Annotated in this window: 19 protein-coding genes; 7 read left to right on the top strand and 12 right to left on the bottom strand. The window is 73.4% G+C overall.

What is annotated here, in order from left to right; translation table 11 throughout:
- Nucleotides 1–14 precede the first annotated feature (14 nt).
- From AC07DS_RS41865 to AC07DS_RS41900, 8 genes are read right to left on the bottom strand one after another with little or no spacing between them, the layout of a single operon-like run.
- Nucleotides 15–953, bottom strand: a complete 939-nt coding sequence (locus AC07DS_RS41865; protein WP_479153984.1) for a TauD/TfdA family dioxygenase — start codon at nt 951–953, stop codon at nt 15–17.
- Complete coding sequence (locus tag AC07DS_RS41870) at nt 950–1,789, bottom strand: enoyl-CoA hydratase/isomerase family protein (protein WP_479153985.1); 840 nt, start codon at nt 1,787–1,789, stop codon at nt 950–952. The genes AC07DS_RS41865 and AC07DS_RS41870 overlap by 4 nt, the downstream gene beginning before the upstream one ends.
- Nucleotides 1,786–2,616 carry an alpha/beta hydrolase gene (locus AC07DS_RS41875; protein ID WP_479153986.1) on the bottom strand — a complete coding sequence of 277 codons (831 nt, stop codon included), beginning with the start codon at nt 2,614–2,616 and terminating at the stop codon, nt 1,786–1,788. Before AC07DS_RS41875 ends, AC07DS_RS41870 begins: the two co-directional genes overlap by 4 nt.
- Nucleotides 2,598–4,202 carry an amino acid adenylation domain-containing protein gene (locus AC07DS_RS41880; protein WP_479153987.1) on the bottom strand — a complete coding sequence of 535 codons (1,605 nt, stop codon included), beginning with the start codon at nt 4,200–4,202 and terminating at the stop codon, nt 2,598–2,600. The genes AC07DS_RS41875 and AC07DS_RS41880 overlap by 19 nt, the downstream gene beginning before the upstream one ends.
- Nucleotides 4,199–5,386 carry an acyl-CoA dehydrogenase family protein gene (locus AC07DS_RS41885; RefSeq protein WP_479153988.1) on the bottom strand — a complete coding sequence of 396 codons (1,188 nt, stop codon included), beginning with the start codon at nt 5,384–5,386 and terminating at the stop codon, nt 4,199–4,201. The genes AC07DS_RS41880 and AC07DS_RS41885 overlap by 4 nt, the downstream gene beginning before the upstream one ends.
- Nucleotides 5,383–6,792 (bottom strand): TrpB-like pyridoxal phosphate-dependent enzyme, encoded by a 1,410-nt coding sequence (locus AC07DS_RS41890; RefSeq protein ID WP_479153989.1) that lies wholly within the window; start codon nt 6,790–6,792, stop codon nt 5,383–5,385. Before AC07DS_RS41890 ends, AC07DS_RS41885 begins: the two co-directional genes overlap by 4 nt.
- Complete coding sequence (locus AC07DS_RS41895) at nt 6,789–7,079, bottom strand: phosphopantetheine-binding protein (RefSeq protein ID WP_145883672.1); 291 nt, start codon at nt 7,077–7,079, stop codon at nt 6,789–6,791. Before AC07DS_RS41895 ends, AC07DS_RS41890 begins: the two co-directional genes overlap by 4 nt.
- The gene (locus AC07DS_RS41900; protein WP_479153990.1) at nt 7,076–7,852 is read right to left on the bottom strand and encodes a thioesterase II family protein; all 777 of its coding nucleotides are present in this window, start codon (nt 7,850–7,852) and stop codon (nt 7,076–7,078) included. The genes AC07DS_RS41895 and AC07DS_RS41900 overlap by 4 nt, the downstream gene beginning before the upstream one ends.
- A gap of 233 nt (nt 7,853–8,085) precedes the next feature.
- On the opposite strand from AC07DS_RS41900, the gene AC07DS_RS41905 reads away from it, so the two are divergent.
- The 5 genes from AC07DS_RS41905 to AC07DS_RS41925 all read left to right on the top strand — a co-directional run bounded on the left by AC07DS_RS41905 (nt 8,086) and on the right by AC07DS_RS41925 (nt 13,901).
- Nucleotides 8,086–9,513, top strand: coding sequence for an aldehyde dehydrogenase family protein (locus AC07DS_RS41905; RefSeq protein WP_479153991.1), 1,428 nt, complete (start codon nt 8,086–8,088; stop codon nt 9,511–9,513).
- 260 nt (nt 9,514–9,773) lie between these two features.
- Nucleotides 9,774–10,883, top strand: a complete 1,110-nt coding sequence (locus tag AC07DS_RS41910; protein ID WP_479153992.1) for a terpene synthase family protein — start codon at nt 9,774–9,776, stop codon at nt 10,881–10,883.
- A 44-nt stretch (nt 10,884–10,927) separates the two neighbouring features.
- The gene (locus AC07DS_RS41915) at nt 10,928–11,839 is read left to right on the top strand and encodes an oxygenase MpaB family protein (protein WP_479153993.1); all 912 of its coding nucleotides are present in this window, start codon (nt 10,928–10,930) and stop codon (nt 11,837–11,839) included.
- Nucleotides 11,836–12,873 carry a cysteine synthase family protein gene (locus AC07DS_RS41920; RefSeq protein WP_479153994.1) on the top strand — a complete coding sequence of 346 codons (1,038 nt, stop codon included), beginning with the start codon at nt 11,836–11,838 and terminating at the stop codon, nt 12,871–12,873. The genes AC07DS_RS41915 and AC07DS_RS41920 overlap by 4 nt, the downstream gene beginning before the upstream one ends.
- Nucleotides 12,870–13,901 (top strand): ornithine cyclodeaminase, encoded by a 1,032-nt coding sequence (locus AC07DS_RS41925; protein WP_479153995.1) that lies wholly within the window; start codon nt 12,870–12,872, stop codon nt 13,899–13,901. The genes AC07DS_RS41920 and AC07DS_RS41925 overlap by 4 nt, the downstream gene beginning before the upstream one ends.
- 51 nt (nt 13,902–13,952) lie before the next feature.
- Here AC07DS_RS41925 and AC07DS_RS41930 read toward each other — a convergent pair whose 3' ends face one another.
- Complete coding sequence (locus AC07DS_RS41930) at nt 13,953–15,113, bottom strand: CaiB/BaiF CoA transferase family protein (protein WP_479153996.1); 1,161 nt, start codon at nt 15,111–15,113, stop codon at nt 13,953–13,955.
- Nucleotides 15,114–15,293: 180 nt separating this feature from the next.
- Between AC07DS_RS41930 and AC07DS_RS41935 the strand changes: the two genes are divergently transcribed.
- A complete protein-coding gene (locus tag AC07DS_RS41935) occupies nt 15,294–16,922 on the top strand; it encodes an AMP-binding protein (RefSeq protein WP_479153997.1) in 1,629 nt (542 codons plus the stop codon).
- 35 nt (nt 16,923–16,957) lie between these two features.
- Nucleotides 16,958–18,007, top strand: coding sequence for an LLM class F420-dependent oxidoreductase (locus AC07DS_RS41940; protein WP_479153998.1), 1,050 nt, complete (start codon nt 16,958–16,960; stop codon nt 18,005–18,007).
- A 40-nt stretch (nt 18,008–18,047) separates the two neighbouring features.
- Here the strand turns inward: AC07DS_RS41940 and AC07DS_RS41945 are convergent, their stop codons facing one another.
- The 3 genes from AC07DS_RS41945 to AC07DS_RS41955 form a co-directional block, all read right to left on the bottom strand.
- Nucleotides 18,048–20,117 carry a BTAD domain-containing putative transcriptional regulator gene (locus tag AC07DS_RS41945; RefSeq protein WP_479153999.1) on the bottom strand — a complete coding sequence of 690 codons (2,070 nt, stop codon included), beginning with the start codon at nt 20,115–20,117 and terminating at the stop codon, nt 18,048–18,050.
- Between the two features lie 50 nt (nt 20,118–20,167).
- Nucleotides 20,168–20,341, bottom strand: a complete 174-nt coding sequence (locus AC07DS_RS41950; protein WP_479154000.1) for a hypothetical protein — start codon at nt 20,339–20,341, stop codon at nt 20,168–20,170.
- A 149-nt stretch (nt 20,342–20,490) separates the two neighbouring features.
- Nucleotides 20,491–20,802: a hypothetical protein gene (locus AC07DS_RS41955; protein WP_479154001.1), complete on the bottom strand. Its 312-nt coding sequence runs from the start codon at nt 20,800–20,802 to the stop codon at nt 20,491–20,493.
- Nucleotides 20,803–20,936 lie beyond the last annotated feature (134 nt).

A 20,936-nucleotide genomic window follows, 5' to 3' on the forward strand; every position in this document is an offset into this window, starting at 1 on the left:
CTTTTTTCGTGCGCTCAGCCGGACATGGCCACCAGGATGCGCCGCCGCCCCGTGTACGCCCGCCTGCCGTGCGCCACGGCCACGTTGTCCACGAACAGCAGGTCGCCCACCTGCCAGTCCACGTCGACCGCCAGCCGCATCCCGGTCTCCTGGATGTGCCGGACGTACGCGTCGGGGATCGGCGAACCGTCCGCGAACACGGCGTGCTGCGGCAGTTCGTCCTCCGGGACGACCGCGGCCAGCGCCGCCGCGTCCTCGCCGAGTCCCGCCGGGTGGAACTGGTCGGCCTGGTTGAACCACACCTCGGTCCCGGTGACCGGGTGGGTGAGGGTGGCCGGGCGCAGCAGGCTCACCCGCAGCGAGCCGTCCGCGCGCCACTCGTGGTCGGCGCCCGTACCGGCGAGGAACTCCTCGACCGCCGTCCGGTCGTCCGTCTCGAAGGTGGCCTGCCAGCTCTTGCCGAAGCCGACACCGTCGTGCAGGTTCTGCGTGTACCGCACCCCGCCGGCGAAGGCCTCGCGCACCTCGGCGTCCAGCGAGTCGAGCCACAGCTGCCCGTCGACCACCGGGGTGGCGCCGCCGGTCTCGGCGGCGATCGCACAGTGGAAGAGGATCCGCGACGGCCAGGAGCTGGCGTACGACATCTCGTTGTGCATGGAGATCTCGTACTCGGCCGGGTACTCGGTCGAGGTGTAGAGGTTGCGGCCGACCTTGGTGCGCGGGGAGTTGCCGTGCACGTAGGCCAGCCGCTCCGGCAGCAGCAGGCCGGCCAGGCCGTCGTAGCTGTCCTCGGTGACGAAGAAGCCGCGCAGGACGACCGCCTTCTCGCGGACGAGGAGGTCGTCGAGGTCGGTGCCGCGCAGGTACTCGGCGAGCCCGTCGGGGCTCGCGGCGACGCCCGCCTCGGCGGGCCCGACCAGTTTCGGTGCCCAGGTCGTGCTGGTCTGCGTCATGGTTGTTCCTCCTTGGTGCCGGCCCGGTCGCCGGTGCCGAAGTGCGGGGACCTGCGCTCGCGGAAGGCGGTCACCGCCTCGTGGACGTCGGGTGACTTGGCCGCCATCACCTGGACGGGGATCTCGCGCTGCAGCGCGGCCCGCAGCGACGGGGCGTCGATGTTGGACTGCAGGACCTGCTTGGTCAGCCGCAGCGACACGGGGCTGTTGCCGGCGATCTGCCCGGCGCTCTCCATGACGACGGGCAGCAGGTCCTGGATGGCGCAGACCCGGCCCGCCAGGCCCCGCTGGAGAGCCTCCTCGGCGGTCACGAACCGGCCGGTGAGCAGCATCTCGGAGGCGAAGCCGAACCCGGCGATCCGCGGCAGCAGCCAGGACGCGCCCATGTCGCCGCCGGACAGGCCCATCCGCACGAACGCGGCCCGCAGCCGGGCGCGGGCGGTGAGCACGCGGACGTCGGCGGCCAGGGCGAGCGAGAGCCCCGCGCCGGCCGCGACCCCGTCGACGGCGGCGACGACGGTCTGCGGCAGTTCGCGCAGCGCGGCGATCACCTCCGCCTGGCGCTCCAGCAGGGCGGTCAGCTCCAGCGGCGGCAGCGCGGCCACCCGGCCGACCTCGGCGACGTCGTACCCGGAGCAGAAGGTCTCCCCCGCCCCCCTGAGGACCAGCACCCGCACCGAGGGGTCGGCGGCGAGCTCGGCGCACAGCGCGCCGAGCTCCTCGAAGACCTCCTCGGTCAGCGCGTTGGCGCGGTGGGGACGGTTCAGGGTGGCCGCCACGACACCCTCGCGCGGCCGGGTCACCAGGACGACGGGCGCCTTCTCGTGGGCGGTCATGCCCGTACCTCCTGGGGTGTCGCGGCCGCCGCGGTGAGCCGGCCGTGCAGGAAGGCCAGCGCGCCGGGCAGGGCGTCGTTCACGAACTGCCAGTCGTGGCCGCCCGGCAGTTCCCGGTACTCCATCGGCCAGCCCCGCTCCCGCAGAGCGTCGCGCACGGACCGGTTCATCCGGACCATGCGGTCGTGGTCGCCGGTGCCGACGTCCAGGTACAGGGCCGGCGGCGGCAGCGGGTCCTCCCGCGCCATCAGCCGGTACGGGTCGTAACTGCGCCGGGTCTCGCTGCCGGGCGGTCCCCACACGCGCTCGTGGCTCTCGACCGTGGGCATCACGAAGTCCGCCTCGCCGCGGTGCTCGTGGTAGGGGTCGCCGATCCGCCGGGGGGCCTCGAAGGCGCCCGCGTGCGAGGTGACGGCCGAGAACAGGGCGCGATGGCGCAGCGCCAGGAAGAGCGCGGTCGCCCCGCCCATGGAGAACCCGCCCACGGCCCGGGCCGAGCGGCGGGCGAGCGTGTTGAACCGGGCGTCGACGGCGGGCAGCAGTTCCTCGGTGAAGTGGTCCTCGTAGCGCAGGCCCGCGTGGTCGTTGACGAACCAGCGGCGCCCGCTCTCCGGCATGACCACCACGAGCCGGCTGCCCCGCAGGTACTCCGCGAGCCGGGTGCGCTCCAGCCAGGTGCCGCGGCCGCCGCCGTAGCCGTGCAGCAGGTAGAGCACCGGGTGGCCGGGGCCGTGCGGCTCGTAGCCGTCCGGCAGCAGGACCGTGGCGCGCTTGGTGCGGCCGAGGATCCGGCTGGGCACTTCCAGGGTCAGTGGTTCACCAGGCACGGTTCCTCCTCGGGACGCGGGCGCGGCGGCGCGGCCAGCGCCCGGCGGTCGACCTTGCCCGTCGAGGTGCGCGGGAAAGCCGTCAGGAACCGGAACTCCTGCGGGACCATGTAGCGCGGCAGGTGCTCCAGGCAGTGCCGGCGCAGCGCGTCCGGGTCGGGGCGGGCCCCGTCGGCGGGGATCACATGGACCTCCAGCGCGGTGGCGTCGGGGTCGCCGCCGGGGTCCGGTACGGCGACGCAGGCGGCCTCGTGCACCTCGGGCAGTTCGAGCAGCCGGGCCTCGATCTCCTCGGGTTCGACGCGGTAGCCGCGGATCTTCACCATGTGGTCCCGGCGGCCCAGGTAGACGTACCCGGTGCCGGCCTCGTGGCGGACCAGGTCACCGGTGCGGTGCACCCCGGCCGGGCCCTCGGGGGCGCCCCAGTAACCGAGCATCACCGAGTCGCCGGCGATGACCAGTTCGCCCTCGGCGCCGGGGACGTCGTCGACCGGGCGGCCCTCCGCGTCGTGCAGGGTGGCCAGGGCGTAGGGGCAGGGCCGGCCGATGGGCGGCGGGGCCGTCCGGCCGGGGGCGAGGTCGTCGCCGGTGACCCGGTGGAAGGTGCACACGTTGGTCTCGGTCGGCCCGAACAGGTTGTAGAGGGCCGCCTCGGGCAGGGCCTCGCGCAGCCGCCGTACGTGCTTGAGCGGGAACGGCTCCCCGGCGAACAGGACCGTGCGCAGCCCGCTCGACTCCAGCAGCTCGCGGTTCTTCGCGTCGAGCATGCGGATCAGGGCGCCCGGCACCGAGTACCAGACCGTGATCCGTTCCTCGGCGACCAGCCGGTTCAGGGCGACGCCGAGCCCGCGCCGGTTCTCCGGCACCAGGACGAGGCAGGCGCCGGCCCGTACGGTGGCGAACAGGTCGAAGACGGAGAGGTCGAAGTGGACCGGGGCGTGCGAGGACACCCGGTCGGCGGCGGTCAGCCCGGTCTCGGCCACGGCCCAGTCGACGAACGCCAGCGCGTTGCGGTGCGAGAGCATGACCCCCTTCGGGGTGCCCGTGGAACCGGACGTGTACAGCACGTAGGCGAGGTCGTCCGGCGCGGCCGGGGCGGGCGCGACGCCGTCGGCCGGGGCCAGTTCCAGCGCGGCCTGCCAGCCCAGCCGCGGGGCGCCCTCGGGGCGTCCGTCCGGCGCCGGGTCCGGCGTGTCCGTCACCACGACGAGCCGGAACGGGTCGTCGTCGCCGGCGTTCTGCTCGTCCAGCAGGGCGAGCCGGCCGCTGTCGGTGACCAGGGCCGCGACGGAGCAGTCGCGCAGGATGTAGGCGGCGCGGGCGGGCGGGGCCGCGGGGTCCACCGGTACGTAGGCGGCGCCCAGCCGCAGCGCCGCGTGGACGGCTACGACGGTCTCGGCGGACTTGGCCAGCCACAGCCCGACCCGGTCGCCGGGGCCGACGCCGGCCTGCCGCAGCGCGGCGGCCAGCGCACCGGCGGCCCGGTCCAGTTCGGCGTAGGTCAGCGTCCGCTCGCGGTCGCGCAGCGCGGGGGCGCCGGGCCGCTCGGCGGCGGCGCGCGTGAGCAGGTCGGCAAGGGTCGTCACGGTGTGTGCCTTCCGTCCGCGGTGTGCCGCGCCCGGACGGTGAGGCCCAGCTTGTCGGCCATCACCTTGCGCTGCATGTCGGAGGTGCCGGAGGAGATCCGGGTGCCGAGGGCGTCCCGGAGATTGCGCTCGGCGTCGGTGGCGGTGGTGTAGCCGAGGCCGCCGTAGAGCTGGACGGCGTCCAGGAAGGTCTGGACGGCGGACTCGCTGGTCTCCAGCTGGGCGGCTTCCGGGAACACCGAGCCGGTGTCGCCGCGGCCCAGGTCCCAGGCGGCGCGGTAGGTGAGCAGCCGGGCGGCCTCCAGCCGTATCTGCATGCCGACCACGCTGTGGGACACGGAGGGGAAGCGGCCGATGATGCTGCCGAACTGCTCGCGGCTGCGGGCGTACCGGGTGCACTCGTCGATCTGGCGCTGCATGGTGCCGAGCAGCGGGGCCAGGATGAGGGACCGTTCCCAGGCCATCGCGGTGGCGAGGATCCTCGACCCCTGCTTCTCCGCGCCGAGCCGGTTCGCGACGGGGATGCGGCAGTCGCGCAGGACGATCTCGCCCCAGGGCGCGGTGCGCAGCCCCGTCTTCTCGAAGCCGCTCTCGACGGTGAGGCCGGGCGTGTCCCGGTCGACGAGGAACGCGGTGACGCCGGTGAATCCCAGCTCGGGGTTGACGGTCGCGTAGACGATGAACAGGTCGGCCACCGGCGCGTTGGTGATGAACCGCTTGCCGCCGTTCAGCACGTAGTGGTCGCCCTCGCGCCGGGCCACGGCGGACAGCGACAGTGCGTCGGAGCCGGAGCCCGCCTCGGTGATCGCGTGGGCGCCGATGCTGCTGCCGTCGACCAGGGCCGGCAGGTGGCGGCGCTGCTGCTCCTCGGTGCCGAAGAGCAGCAGCGGCAGCTCCACCGCCCACAGGTGGGCGCCGGCGGCGATCAGCAGCCCGTTGTCCCGGCAGCCCCGCCCCAGGCCCTCCAGGGCCAGCGCGCAGGTCAGCGGGTCGAGGCCGAGGCCGCCGTACTCCTTCGGGACGGGCAGCGCGAACACCCCGGCGTCCGCGCAGCGCTGCCAGTCGCCGGGCTGAAGGGTCCGGGTGCGCTCCCGCTCCTCCAGGTCGCCGCCCAGGGCGGTGGCGCCGAGTTCGCGCAGCCGCTCCGCCAGCGCCGTCTGCTCGTCGGTGGGGGCGAGTCTCATGACACCGCACCCGCGGGCTCGGCGTCCGGCAGGGCGGCCAGCGAGGCGGCGATGGTCTCGTCGGAGACCACGTGGTCGTCCAACTGCCCGGACAGGTACTGCTGGTAGGCGGACAGGTCGAGCATGCCGTGCCCGCTGATGTTGAGCAGGATGACCTTCTCGGTGCGCTCCTCGCGGGCCCGTACGGCCTCGTCGACGGCGGCCCGCACGGCGTGCGCCGACTCGGGTGCGGGCACCAGGCCCTCGGCGCGGGCGAACAGCACGCCCGCCTCGAAGACGGTGTTCTGGCCGTAGGCCACGGCCTCCATCAGGCCCTGGTCGTACAGGGCGCTGACCAGTGGCGCGGCCCCGTGGTAGCGCAGCCCGCCGGCGTGCACGCCCGGGGCCTCGAAGGCGTGGCCGAGGGTGTACATCTTGGTCATCGGGGTGGTGCCGGAGATGTCGTTGTAGTCCCAGGCGTAGCGGCCCCGGGTGAGCTTGGGGCAGGCCTCGGGCTCGACCGCGACGAGCCGGGTGGCGGCGCCGGTGCGCAGCCGCTCCCGGTGGAAGGGGAAGGCGAGACCGGCGAAGTTGCTGCCGGCGCCCATGGAGGCGACGACGACGTCCGGGAACTCGCCGACGGCGGCGAGCTGTTTGAGCGCCTCCTCGCCGATGACCGTCTGGTGCAGCAGGACGTGGTTCTCGCCGCTGCCCACGCAGAACCGGCCGCCCGGCACGGACCTGGCGTACTCCAGCGCCTCGGCGTTGGCGACGGAGACGCTGCCCGCGCTGTCGGGCCGCTCGGCCTGCAGCCTGCGCCCGGTCTCGGTCAGCCCGCCGGGGCTCGGCACGACCCGGGCTCCGTGCAGCTCCATCAGCGCGCGCCGGTAGGGCTTCTGGTCGTGGCTGACCCGGACCATGAACACCGTGCACTCGAGGTCCATGGCCTGGCAGGCCACGGCCAGGGCGCTGCCCCACTGCCCGGCGCCGGTGCCGGTGGTGAGGTGCTCGACGCCGGACTTCTTGTAGTAGTACGCCTGGGCCAGCGCGGAGTTGAGCTTGTGGCTGCCCACCCCGTTGGCGCCCTCGTACTTGTAGTAGATGCGGGCCGGGGTGTCGAGGACGCGCTCCAGGGCCCGGGCCCGGACCAGCGGGGTGGGCCGCCAGCGCTGGTACTCGGCGCGGACCTCGGCGGGAATCTCCACGAAGCGCTCGCGGCCCACGCTGGCCCGGTACATCGACAGCGGGATGTTGGGGGCGAGCCCGGACGCGGCGCCCCGCTGCGGCGGGGTGCCGTCGGCGGGTTCGGTGCGCGGGCGGGCCCGGCGGACGTCGGCCGTCGGCACGTCCAGGTCGGCCAGGATGTTGTACCAGTGGGTGGGGACGTCGTCCTCGCCGAGCAGGATCTGGTTGCGGGTCACCTTCATGCCACGCCGTCCCGGACCGCGGTCGCCGGCATGTGCTTGCCGATCAGCGCGACGAGGTCGCCGACGTTCTCCAGGTCGGCCTCCATGATGTCCTCGTCCTCGATATGACCGCCGAATTCCTCCTCGACCGCCATCAGGAGTTGCAGCAGGTTGAGCGAGTCCAGGCGGATCACCGGAGAATAGAGCGATATGTCGTCGCGTATTTCCGCCGGCGTCAGCCGAAGATCCAGTACGTCGACCATGATTTCCCGGACGCGGCGGGCCACTTCGTCGTCGTGACCGATCATTTGCAGTCTCCTCCCAGCCGTTCGGTGATGTCGGCCAGAAGTGCTTCTTCGTGGTCCGACAGATAGAAATGCCCCCCGGAAAAGGCACGGAACGAGAACTCCGCGGAGGTCAGGTCCTGCCAGGCGCGCGCGTCGTCCGGGTCGACTCCGGGGTCGGCGTCACCGACGTACGCGGTGACCGGGGCGGCCGTCAGCCGGCCCGACGGTGGCCGGTAGGTCTCGATGAGCCGCAGATCCGCACGCATCGCAGGAAGCACGAGCGGACGCAGTTCAGGGTCCGCCAGCACCGCCTCGTCCATCGCACCGAGTTCACCGAACCACTCCACCATCGCGTCGTCGCTTCCGAGATGTACGTCCGTGTGGCTCCGCGGGCGCAGCGGGGAGGCTGCGGCGGACACGAACACCCGCTGTGGCCTGGCCCGATAGCGGTGTTCCAGGCGCAGCGCCACCTCGTAGGCGACCGACGCCCCCATGCTGTGCCCGAAGAGGGCGAAGGGCCGGTCGAGCAGCGGCACAAGGGCCGCGGCGACGCCGTCGGCGAGCGCCTCCATGTCCGGGAGGCACTCCTCGGCGAAGCGGTCCTGACGCCCCGGGTACTGCACGGCGACCACCTCGACCCCGTCGAGCGGGGCCTGGGCCCACCGGTGGAACGCCCCGGCGTTGCCGCCCGCGTACGGCAGGCAGAACAGCCGCAGAGAGGGTGACTCCAGCGGTCGGTATCTCTTGATCCACGCGCTGTCGCCGTGCGCTGGGCGAATGTGTGTCAGGGACACTGATGGCCTCTCCATCGGAAGACGAACACGACCGGCCAAATACGGTTCGCCACCCTAGCCACAAATTTCTTCGGTTGGCTGCTCAGGCCGGTGCGGAGGCAGTTGCCCATTCAGGTTGTCTCCAGTCCTCTGTGCGTCGGTTGGGCGAGGGTTTGACCTGCCTGTTGCACCGCCCGACGCATGAAGGGTCTTTTTCGACAGCCATGGATTCGCCAGTGATGGATTCACCAGTCATGGATTCGCTGCCACTTGGCTCGGTTTATCTGGACGGCCGTTGGACCGCTCCCGAGGGCCGGGAGACGCTTCCGGTCGAGAATCCGGCCACCGAGGCGGAGATCGCCCGGGTGCCGGCGTGCGGCGCCGCGGACGTGGCGCGCGCCGTGGCGGCGGCCGGCGCGGCGGGTGCCGGCTGGGCCGCGACGGACCCGGCCGCCCGGGCCGGGACACTCCTGTCGCTGCGCGACTCCCTCGCCCGGCACCACGACGAGATGGCGCGGTTGATCACCCTGGAGATGGGCTCGCCCATCACCTTCTCCCGGCGCGTGCAGGCGGGTCTGCCCCTGAAGGTGCTGGACGGGTTCGCCGAGGCCCTGACGGCTCGGCCGGACGAGGAGCGGATCGGGCACTCGCTGGTCGTGCGCGAGCCGGCCGGGGTGGTGGGCGCGATCACGCCGTGGAACTATCCGCTGCACCAGGTGATCGCGAAGGTGGGCGCCGCGCTGGCGGCGGGCTGCACGGTGGTGCTCAAGCCCAGTGAACTCGCCCCGCTCTCCGCGTACTTCCTCACCACCCTGATCGACGGCCTCGGCCTGCCGCCGGGCGTGTTCAACCTGGTGCCGGGCCGCGGCACGGAGGCCGGCCGGGCGCTCGCCGGCGCCGACGGCGTCGACGTGGTCTCCTTCACCGGCTCGCTGCGCGCCGGCCGGGAGGTCGGCTCGGTCGCGGGGGCCGGCGTCAAGCGGGTCTGCCTGGAGCTGGGCGGCAAGTCGGCGACGGTGGTACTGCCGGACGCCGACCTCGTCACGGCCGTCACCGACGGGGTGCACTCGGCCCTGCACAACGCCGGTCAGACCTGTTCCGCCCGCAGCAGGCTGCTCGTGCCCCGGTCCCGCCTGGACGAGACGGTGGACGTGGTCCGTTCGGCCCTCGCCGCCTATCGGCCGGGCGACCCGAACGACCCCGGCTGCCGGCTCGGCCCGCTGGTCTCACGGGACCAACGCGACCGCGTCCGGGAGTACCTGCGGGCCGCCGAGGCCACCGGCGCCCGCCGCGTCGCCGGCGCCGCACAGGACGACGTCCCCGCCCGCGGCCACTACGTGCCGGCCGGCGCCTGGACCGGCGTACCGCCCGACGCCCCGCTCGCCCAGGAGGAGATCTTCGGCCCCGTCCTGGTCGTACTCCCCTACGAGGACGAGCCGGACGCGATCCGCCTGGCGAACGCCACCCCCTACGGACTGGCGGCGACCGTGTGGTCCGCCGACCAGGACCGCGCCACAGCCGTGGCCCGCCGGCTCCGTGCCGGCCAGGTCGACATCAACGACGCGAACTTCAACCCGTCGGCCCCCTTCGGCGGTTACGGCATGTCCGGCACGGGCCGCGAACTGGGCCCGCACGGCATCCACGAGTTCCAGGAGACCAAGTCCCTCCAACTACCGGCCTGAACCGACGCCGCACTGCCCCAGCCGCGAAGGGGATGCCGAGCCGACGCCCCCCGCCTCCCCCCACACCCCACACCCCACACCCCACCGACCACCGACCGCCGACCGCCGACCGCCGACCGCCGACCGCGAGCCCGGATCTCCGCCGAGGGCGAAGTCGAGGGCGAAGCCGAGGCGACGCACGTCCGCAATCCCCGCACGCCGCCGACGGCGAGCACCCCCCCCCCACAGGGGCCACCCGCACCCGACGTCGAAATCCGCACGTGTGGTTCGGGTGGGGACCCGATCCCGCCGAAGGCGAAGCCGAGGCGGCACACACCGACGACGACCACGACCACGACGGGTGCCAGATGACCCTCCGCATGCCGCCCCTCCACTCCGACTTCCCCACCAGGATCAGCCCGTTCACCGACAGCGTCGAACAGAGCACCCGCGCCTTCGTCGCCCACTTCGGCCTCGTCCCCGACCAGGCCGCCCGCGACCACCACGCCCGCTCCCTGCTCGGCACCCTGATGTCCCGCGCCTATCCCCACTCCGGCGAGACGGAACTCGCCCTGGTCACCGACTGGATCAGCTGCATGCTGGTCCTGGACGACCAGTTCGACGAGACCCGGCTGGGCCAGGACCCCGACCGGCTGCGCCACGTGTGCGACGAGGTCCTGCGCTGGCTCCCCGCCGACGGCACCGTCCCCGCACTCCCGCAGAACCCGGTGGAGGCCTCCCTGAGCCGGGTGTTCCACCCGGCCTACGCGGACCTGTGGCGCCGTACCGCGCCGTACACCTCCGACACCTGGCGCGCCCGCTTCGCCGGCCACGTCGGGGCGTTCTTCGACACCTGCGTGTGGGAGTCCCGCAACCGCCTCACCGGCCGGGTGCCGGGCCTCGCCGAGTACATCGAGTACCGGGGCCGCGCCCTGATGCCGTACCTGGACCTGATCGAGGTGACCACGCACGCCGAGGTCCCCGAGGAGATCTACCGCCTGCCCGAGTTCACCGAGATGAACCAGGCGCTCTCCGACGCCGACCTGTGGACCAACGACCTCTTCTCCTGCGAGAAGGAGGCGCTGCTCGGCGACCCGCACAACCTCGTGCTGGTCCACCGGCACGAGCACGGCTGCGACCTGCAGACCTCGGTCGACGCGGTCGGCGCGATGGTCCAGGAGCGCTTCGACCGGTTCACCGAGCTGAGCCGGACCTTCCCCGGCCCCGCCCTGGCGGCCGAGCTGTCCCCCGCCGAGCGCGAGTCGCTGCGCCGCCACATCGAGGGCCTGCGCAGCTGGCTCAGCGGCCAGCTCCAGTGGCGCTACGAGACCGGCCGGTTCGACCCGACGCGGCCGGAGGTCGTCTCGGCCACCGGCTCGACCCCGCTGTAGCGGGCCCCCGACCCATGCGGATCACCAGCGATCGAGGTACTCGAATGCGAGACCGGTACGCGACCCTGAAACACCTGCAGACTCTCGATCCCAAAGCGGATCACGAGCTGATCCACCGCATATCCTCCGACCGTGAGTTCCCCTGGGACTACGGTCGCGGACTGGAAGTCGCGATCTGGCGCACCTGCTGTGTGCCCAGCATCTCCGAAACCCTGGACGGCAGCGGGGAATTCGCGCTGCGCGCCCAGAAACGGTATGACGACACCAGAATTCTGCTCGGTGAAATGGTGCGCGGCGGATACGACTCCGAGCGCGGCCGGCAGGCCCTGCGGCAGATCAACCAGGCGCACCGCCGCTTCACCATCGACAACGACGACATGCTCTATGTGCTGTCCACGTTCGTCTTCGAGCCGATCCGGTGGATCGACCGCTGGGCGTGGCGCCGGGTCAGCGAGACGGAGCGGCTGGCGGCGTTCTACTTCTACACGGAGGTGGGACGGCGGATGAACATCCGTGACCTGCCCACCGACGTGGACGCCTTCGAACGGTTCAACCGGGACTACGAGAAGGAGCGCTTTCGCCCCGCGCCCAGCAACGAGCGGGTGGGCGGCCACATTCTCCGGCTCTACGCCTCCTGGTACCCGCGTCCGGTGAGCGACGCGGTGGCCGCGACCCTGCCCTGCCGCCTGGACCGCGCGGCCCGGGACGCCCTCGGCATGCCGGAGCCGGCCGGATGGGTGCGCGGTCTGAACGCGCTGGGGCTGCGGGGCCACGCGGCGGCCGAACGGGTGGCGCCGGCCCTGATGGCCCGGCTGATGACCAGGCCCACCGCCCGGACCTACCCGGGCTACCCGCACGGCTACCGCATCGGCGACATCGGCCCCGACCACGTCACCCGGCCCACCGCGGGGGCGCGGCCGGAGCAGGTCATGACCGCAGGAAACGATCACTCATGACGTCGTTCAACGCGCCGACGACCACGGTCCACCCGCCGGGGCGGATCGGCGGCACCCCCCTGGTGCCGGTCCGTGTCCCGCTGCCGGACGGGTCCGTGCGGCTGTGGCTGAAGCTGGAGTGGCACAACCCCTTCGGCTCGATCAAGGCCCGCACGGCACAGGCCCTGCTGGACGCCCTGGAGGCGAGCGGGCGGCTGGGCCCGGGCAGCAGGGTGGTGGAGTCCACCTCCGGCAACCTCGGCATCGCGCTGGCCGGCCTGTGCGCCGCGCGGGGCTACGCCTGCACCCTGGTCGTCGAGCCGAGCACCCCGCAGGCCAGCGTGGGCCGTATGCGGGAACTGGGCGCCGACGTCGTCGTGGTGCGGGAGGTGCCGGGCGGCCGGACGCTGGACGCCCGGCTGCGGGCGGTCGAGGACCTGCTGCGCCGGGACCCCGGCGCCGTGTGGACGGACCAGTACCGCAGCCCCGCCAATCCTGGTGTGCACGAGAGCCGGACCGGGGCGGAGCTGGTGCGGGAGGCACCGGGCGGCGCGTACGACGCGGTCGCCGTGGCGGTCTCGACGGGCGGCACGCTGGCCGGGATCGCCCGTTCCTTCCGGGACCGGCTGCCCGCCGCCCGGGTCATCGCCGTGGACGCCGTCGGCTCCGCCGCGCTGGGCGGCCCGCCGGCCGAACGGCCCCACAAGCTCGCCGGGTTCGGCTCGGGCCGCCCCTCCGACTTCGTGCGCCCGCACCATGTCGACGACGTCGTCCGGGTGCGCGACGAGGACGCCGCAGCGGCCTGTGTGCTGCTGCGACGGGCCACCGGGCTGTCGCTGGGCGGAAGCTCGGGAGCCGCCGTGCTGGCCGCGGTGGCCCGGGCCGCCGCGGACCCCGCCCTGCGCGAGGTCGCCTGCATATGCCCGGACAGCGGCGAGAAGTACCCCCTCGGGGAGACCGCGGCGAAGGCCCGGGCCACCGCGTCGCCGGACGTCGCCACGGCTCTGGAGGCCCTGGCCGGCACCACCCACGCACAGGAGACAGCGATCCCATGACCGACTCCCCCATGCCACCGCTCACTTATCTCGGCAGCGCGGACGTGGCCGACGTGTGCGCCACCCTGCCGGTCGTCGACATCGTCGAGGACACCCTGCGGGCCGTACGCCGCGAGACGGCCGGGCTCACCCCCGAGGCCGCGCTGCGCTGGACGACGCCTTCCGGTGCCGCCGCGCGCAGCCTGATCCTGCCCGGCTGGTCCGGCGACGCCTACGGCTGCAAGATCATCAACGCCTCGCTGGGCAACCACCGCCTCGGCCTGCCCCGCGCCGCCGGGCTGATCGTCCTGAACGACCCGGAGACCGCCCGGCCCGCCTGGGTGATGGAGGGCGGACTGATCAGCGCCCTGCGCACCGCGGGCGTGTCGCTGGCCGCGCTGCGTGCCCTGCGGGATCCGGCCGAGGTCACCGAGGCGGCCTTCCTCGGCTGCGGACGGCAGGCCGAGGTGCATCTGGACCTGCTCGTGCGGACCTGCCCGAAGCTGTCCGAGGTCGTCCTGTACGACCAGGACCCGGGCAACGCCCGCCGGCTGGCCGCCCGGCTCGGCACCTCGGCACCGCAGCTGGCCGTGTCCGTCGTGACCGATGCGCGGGAGGCGGCCGGCCGGGCGCGGCTGGTCGTGGCGGTGACGACGACGACCGAGCCGTACGTCGAGCTGGACTGGCTGACGGAGGGTTCGGTCTTCGTCAACGTCTCGCTCGACGACGCGGCCGAGAGTCTGCTGATGGGCTGCGACGCGCTGTTCGTCGACGACTGGCAGCTGGTCGCCGAGGACGAGCACCGGCTGCTCGGGAAGCTCGCCCGGGCCGGCCGGATCACCGGCCCGGGCGAACCGGCGCCGGACGGCGGGCGAAGCGTCGACGCCACCCTGCCGGCGCTGGTGTCCGGCGCGTTCACGGGGACGGTCGGTGCCGCGGACCGGGTGGTGGTCAACCCGTTCGGCATGGGCGTGCACGACATCGCCGTGGCCGCGGCGGTCCGCGACCGGGCGGACGAACTGGGCCTCGGTGTGGCGCTGCCGCACTGACCCGGAGGGGCCGGTGCCGTCATGCGGACGGCACCGGCCCCTTCGGTCCGCTCACTCCCCCTCGGCCGGCTCCGGCCGCAGGCCCAGCACCTCGGCCGTGTGCTCACCGTGCGCCGGGGCCGCGTCGCGCAGCGAGTCGAGGCCCGCGCCGAACCGCACCGGGAACCGCACCTGGCGGCGCGGCCGGTCGGTGGCGGAGCCCGGCAGCGTGCCCACCAGCTCCCGCTCGGCCGTGTGCGGGTCCGCCAGCAGTTCCGCGGCGGACTCGTAGACCGGCGCCCAGGGGATGTCGAGGCCGGACAGGACCGAGGTCCACCAGGCGAAGTCGCGCTGCGCGAACACCCCGGCCAGCAGCTCGGCCACCTGGTGCTTGGCCCGGGTGCGGTCGGGCCGCCGGTCCCAGGAGTCGTCGTCCAGTTCGGGGAACTCCGGTGCCAGGGCGTGCCGGAAGACCAGCCAGAACTTGTCCTCGAAGGTGGCGAGGGTGATCCGGCGGCCGTCGGCCACCGTGAACACGTCGTTGTCCCCGGTGACCAGCGGGCTGTCCACCGGCTCGGCCCGCTCCAGCAGCGGCAGCGCGAACGGCCCGCTCCACGCCGCGGCCGCCTCGTGCAGGGAGACGTCGAGGTGCTGGCCCTCGCCCGTGGTGCGGGCCGCGAAGGCGGCGACGACGGTGGCGTACGCGGCGTACATCGCGCCGGCCAGGTCCGCCACGCGCACGCCCACCCGGTCGGCGCGGCCGGCGGTGCGATGCGGTACGGCGAAGAACCCGGACAGGGCGAGGAAGTTGAGGTCGTGGCCCGGCCGCCGCGCGTACGGCCCGGTCTGCCCGAAGCCGGTGACCGAGCAGAGCACGATCCGTGGATTGGCCTCCCGCAGCCGGTCGTAGCCGAGGCCCATCCCGTCCAGCACGCCGGGCCGGTACGACTCCACGACGACGTCGCTGTCCCGTACCAGCCGCAGCAGGTCCGCGCGCCCGTCCTCGGTCCGCAGGTCGAGCACGACCGACCGCTTGTTGCGGTTCAGTGCGGCGAAGGCGTCCGGGTCCACGAGCCGCCCGTAGTCGCCGAGTTGCGGGTCTTCGACCTTGACGACGTCGGCGCCCAGATCGGCCATCATCAGCGTCGCGAATCCCCCGGGCAGCAACCGGGACAGATCCAGAACCCGCAGCCCGGACAATCCGGGCCAGGCGCCCGCCAGATTTCGCGTCATGAAGAACTCCCAAGCTTTTCCGCGCAGTTCGGTCGCTGCACCGTAAAGCACCGGAAGAAACACGGAACTGGAAACAGCCTGAATTTCCTTCTGCCCCATTCCCCGTGACAGCCGTTTGTTTCCCGAGAATGTTCGCCGTCCTGGCCGAATGCGGCCGCCCCCGTCCGAAGGAGCCCGTTCATGCCCGCTGAGTCGTCCTGGCCCGCGGACCGGTCCGTCCCCCTCTTCGACCGGTCCGTCGGTGCGCTGCTGCGCGAGGCCGCGGCGGCCCACGGGGACACCGTCGCCCTGGTGGGCGTGCCCGACGGCGACGGGCCCCGGCAGCAGTGGACCTACCGCGAACTGCTCGCGGAGGCGGAGTCCGTCGCGGCGGGCCTGCTGCGCCGCGTGGAGGTGGGCGCCAAGGTGGCCGTATGGGCGCCGAACGTGGCCCGGTGGCCCGTGTTCGCCTACGCGGCCGCGCTGGCCGGCGTGACCCTGGTGACGCTGAACCCGGCGCTGCGCGCGGAGGGTCTGGAGCACGCGCTGCGCGCCTCCGGCACCGAGCTGCTGCTGCACGCCGAGCGCAGCCGCGACCACGACATGGCCGCGATCGTCCACGAGGTCGAACCGCGGCTGCCCGGCCTGCGGCACATCGTCCCCCTCGGCGCGTGGGACACGCTCCGGGCGAGCGGTCCGCTGCCCTCGGACGAGGAGGTCCGCGCGGTCCCGGCCCAGCTGCAGTTCACCTCGGGGACCACCGGGACGCCCAAGGCGGTCCTGCTCTCCCACCGTGCGGTGGTCAACGTCGCCCGTCTCACCTTCGAGGGGCTCGGCGTCCCGCGCGGTGTCACCGTGGTCTCCCCGCTGCCGATGTTCCACACCGCGGGCTGTGTCATCTCCACCCTGGGGCCGCTGTGGAGCGGCGGCACGTTCGTCCTGCTGGAGCGCTTCCACCCGCTGGCCCTGCTCGAGACGCTGCGGGAGCACCCGGGCGCCCTGCTCACCAGCGTGCCGACGGTGCTCACCTCCCTGTGCGAGGTGGCCGCCGCCGCCCCGGGACCGCTGCCGGCCCTCTCGGCGGTGCTCACCGGTGCCGCCCCGGTGCGCGCCCAGCTCATCCGCGACACCGAGGAGTTGTTCTCCACGACGGTCTTCAACCTGTACGGGCAGACCGAGACGGCCTCCGTCCTGACCCTGACCCGGCCCGAGGACTCCGCCGAGCTGAAGACCACCACGGTGGGCCGGCCGCTGCCGCACGCCGAGGTGCGGATCGTGGAGCCCGGCACCGGGGTGGTGCGGCCGCTCGGTGTCCAGGGCGAGATCTGTGCCCGCGGTTACCAGCAGATGCTCGGCTACCACGGCGACGAGGAGGCCACCGCCCGCAAGGTCGATACGGACGGCTGGCTGCACACCGGGGACCTCGGCTCGATGGCCGCGGACGGCACCCTGCGCGTCGCCGGACGCCTCGACGACCTGATCATCCGGGGCGGCGAGAACATATCGCCCGCCGCCATCGAGGAACTGCTGTGCACGGTGCCCGGGGTCCGCGACGCCGTCGTCGTCGGTGTCCCGGACGACAAGTACGGCGAGGTCGTGGCCGCCGTCCTGCAGCCCGCCGCGGACGGGCCGGAGCCCGACGCCGGGCAGGTGCTCGCCGAGTGCGCGCGCCGGCTGCCCCCGCACATGGTGCCCGCGGCGCTGTACCTGGCAACGGACCTGCCGCTCACCTCCTCCGGGAAGGTGCAGCGCTTCCGGGTCCGCGAACTGGTCCTGGCCGGCCTGATCCGCCCCCTGACGGCCCGTCCGGTCGCCGCCGCCCGCGGCTGAGCCGGGACGGACACACACGAGGACGCGAGGACAGCATGAAGATCTCGATGCAGCTGCGCTACGACGGCGACATCGTCCGGGCAGCCCGTGACGTCACCGCGCTCGAACGGGCCGGCCTCGACCTGATCTGGGTGCCCGAGGCGTACGGGTTCGACGCGCCCAGCTTCATGGGCGCGATCGCCGCCCGCACCAGCCGGGTGGAGATCGGCTCCGGAATCCTGTCGGTCTACACCCGTACCCCCGCCCTGCTCGCGATGACGGCCGCCGGGGTCGACGCCCTCTCCGAGGGCCGCGCCCATCTCGGTCTGGGTGCCTCCGGTCCGCAGGTCGTGGAGGGGATGCACGGCGTGCCCTACCGGTCCCCGGTGGACCGCACGCGGGAGACCATCGAGGTGATGCGCGCGTTCTGGCGACGCGCGGAGCCGGTCTCCTACGACGGCTCCGCGGTCCGGCTCCCGCTGCCCGCCGACGCCCCCGGCGCGACCGGCCTGGGCACTCCGATGCGGCTGCTGACCGCGCCGACGCGGCCGGAGGTCCCGGTGTGGGTGGCCGCCCTCGGCCCGCGCAACGTGCGGATGACCGCGGGGACGGCCGACGGGTGGCTGCCCATGTTCTTCGTGCCCGAGTGGTGCGACCGAGTCTGGGGCGAGGACCTCAGGGCCGGGGCCGCGGCCCGCGAACCCGGCCGGGCCCCGCTGATGATCTCCGCCGGCGGCCTGCTGGCCATCGGCGGCGACGCCGCCCGGCACCGCGAGCGGGCACGCGACCGGCTCGCGCTGTTCATCGGCGGCATGGGAGCACCCGGCCGCAACTTCTACTACGACCTGGTCTGCCGCTACGGCTTCCGCCGTGCGGCCGAAACCGTCCAGTCGCTGTTCCTGCGCGGCGAGCGCCGGGCGGCCGCGGCCGCGGTGCCGGACGCCCTGCTGGAGGCCACCACGCTGTGCGGCCCCGAGTCGTACGTGAAGGACCGCATCGCCGCCTACCGCGAGGCCGGTGTGACCCACCTGGAGGTCGCCCCGGTCCCCGGCGACGGGGAGACCGAGGCGGACCTGGTGGCCCGGGTGAAGGAGCTGTGCGGCTGAGCCGGGAGGTTCCGTTGGGATCACGCCGGATCGGGCCGGATCAGGCCGCGGCGTCCCCCCGGTGACCCCTGTCCCTGGCCAGGGCGGCCAGCCGGGTCAGGGGCAGGAAGGCGTACTCCCCGCCGGAGCGGGCCGGGCCCTCCAGGACCTGCCGGTCCACCAGGGCCTCCAGGACGTCCTCCGCCTCCCGCGGCGAGCAGCCGAGCAGCCCCACCGTGGCGGCGATGGTGAACGACCCGGCGCTGCCGACCAGTTCGGACACGGCGTCGCCCAGTCGGGTCCCGGCCTCCGGCAGCGCGCGGGCGATCCGGGCGGCCACGTCCAGGTCGCCCGTGACCAGCTCGTCGAGCCGCTTGCCCGGGTCCTCCAGGCGCTCGGCCAGCCGGGACAGCGGCCAGTGCGGACGCGCCGCCAGCCGCATGCCGGCGACCCGTACGGCCAGCGGCAGCCCGCCGCACAGCCGGGCGACGCGGTCGGCCGCGCCGCGCTCGGCGCTCACCCGGCCCTCCCCGATGACGGACGCCAGCAGGGCGGCCGTCTGGTCGGCGTCGAACGGGGTGATCCGGAAGTGCCGCGCGCCCTCGAGGCCGGACAGCGGCTCCCGGCTGCACACGAGCAGCGCGCTGCTGACCCCGCCCGGCACGAACGGCCGGACGGCCTGCTCCCCCGGTGCGTCGTCGAGGACGACGAGCAGTTGCCGCTTGCCCAGCAGGCTCCGGTAGAGCGCGCTGCGGGCCGGCAGCGACTCGGGCAGGGACTCGGCCGGCAGGCCGAGCGCGGCGAGGAAGCGGCCCAGCAGCAGCCGCACCTCCTCGGGCGTGCCGGTGCGCAGTTCCCCGTGCAGCACGCCGTCGCGGAACGTGGGCCGGGAGGAGGCCGCCACCCGGGCGGCCAGGATGGACTTGCCCACGCCGACGGGTCCGTACAGCGCCGCGATGGGCGCGGCACCGAAGGCCACCTGCGGTCCGCGCCCGGTGAGGTGGTGCAGGATCCGCTGCTGTTCCGGCCGGTCCACGTAGTCGCGGATGCCGGGCGGCATGTGGAAGGGGCGCACCGGCTCACCCGCGGTGCGGCGGGCGGCGGGGCGTGGCGCCGCCTCCTCGTCCGTGCGCAGGATGGCCGACTGGGCCTGGCGCAGTTCGTCGCCCGCGCCGATGCCGCTGTAGTTGCGCAGCCGCCGGTCGACGGCGGCGAACATCTCCAGCGCGGCGGCCCGCTGGCCCGAACCAGCCAGCGCGGCCACGAGCCGGGCGTGCACGCCCTCGTGCAGGCGGTGGTCCCGGGCGATGGGTCCGAGGTGGTCGATGACCTCCTCGTACCGCCCCTGCGGCAGGACGAGGTCGGCCAGCCGCAGCGCAGAGGTGACCCGCTGATTGCGGGCCTCCGTGGCGACCGGATGGTCCATGAGCCCGGGCCCCATGCCTTCCAGCACGGGTCCGCGCCACAGGGTCAGGGCCTCCTCGAGCAGGGCGATCTCACGCTCCGGCTGCTCCCCCTCACGCGCCTGACCGGCCAGCCGGGCACACCGGCGGAACCGGAGCAGGTCGAGCTGGTCCTCCTCGGGGACGAGCAGTTCGTAGCCGTTGGACCGGCGCATGAGCAGGGCGGGCGGCGCCTCGTCGCCCGTGTGCGTCTCCAGCAGCTGGCGGATGCGGTAGACGTAGGTGTGGATCAGCTGCCCGAAGGAGTCGGGTATGTCGTCGCCCCACAGGACGTTGGTGATCTCGTCGCGGTCGACGGGCTGGTTCACCCGCAGCGCGAGCAGGCCCAGCAGGCTCTGCTGCTTCGGGGTGCCCGCCGTCACCTCGGCCGGCCCCCGGCGCACCGAGAGCCTTCCGAGGATCTGCAGGGCGAGCGGTTCATGGGCGGCGTGGGCGGCCGGGTCCGACGGAGTCGGCACGGGCTCGGGGAACAGCACCGGCTCGTCGAGGACTTCGGCGAGCCGCTGCAGGGAGCTGGCCCGGGGTGCACGTACGCGGCCCTGTTCTATCTCGCGGAGCGTCCGCAGGCTGAGCCCCGATCTCTCCGCTACCGCGCGCTGGCTGACTCCCCGCCGGACGCGCGCATTCCTGACGATGGTGCCGATATCTCGGTGTGCGATCGGCGACATGCGATTTCGAAGCCCCCTCTCGGCATGAACGGAATGCATGATTCCTGAATTCAGTCCCACACCATGGAGTCGTCCGGGCCGACCGGGAGGTGGACTCCCGTGACACCGGAAACCACGGCGGTGGTCGGGGCCTGCTCATCCGCGGAAGCGGTGGCGGCCCCGATGCCGAGGAGGGCGAAGAGCGTGGCGAAAACGGCCAAGGCACGGTGAACGTTGCGGTTCATGAAATTCCCCCGTCATGAAGTCCCGGCTGTTTGCCGGGTCACGTCTTTGCTGACGTGACTTCACTCTTGCGTGCCGTCAGGGACATCTGAAGGGTTTACTGCTGGACGGAAGCGTCCCCGTCCGGTTCCGTCCAGCACTAATGACGGGTTCATGCCACCCCTGGATCGTCGCCGGCGGCCTCCCCGATGAACGCGTCGTGGTAGCGCGGGACGAGCACGCCACCGCAGGACTGCAGCACGTAGCCCCGCAACGGCCCCTCGTCCACCGCCCGGCGCGACAGGCGGAGCGCACCGCGCTCGGCATCGCGCAGCCTGGCCGTGACGTGGAAGAACCCCAGGGTGAGGGCCCCACCGGAGAGGGCGTGGACACTGACGTGCTCCAGGGCGTCGGCGGGCTCGCTCGCGGCCACCAGCCAGTCGACGAGCCCGTCGGGAACCCCGAGGGGAGGAGAGGCACACATTTGAACGTGAATGAGGTGCATGTCACGACCTTTTCGGCTGTCCGGCCACCCGAACAACCCCGCACCCTCGCCGCTTTCGGCCATGGAACAAAGCGGCCAGCCATTATTGGCTACCGCAACGCGGCGTTCCCATG

The organism is Streptomyces sp. NPDC044064 (assembly GCF_056434245.1).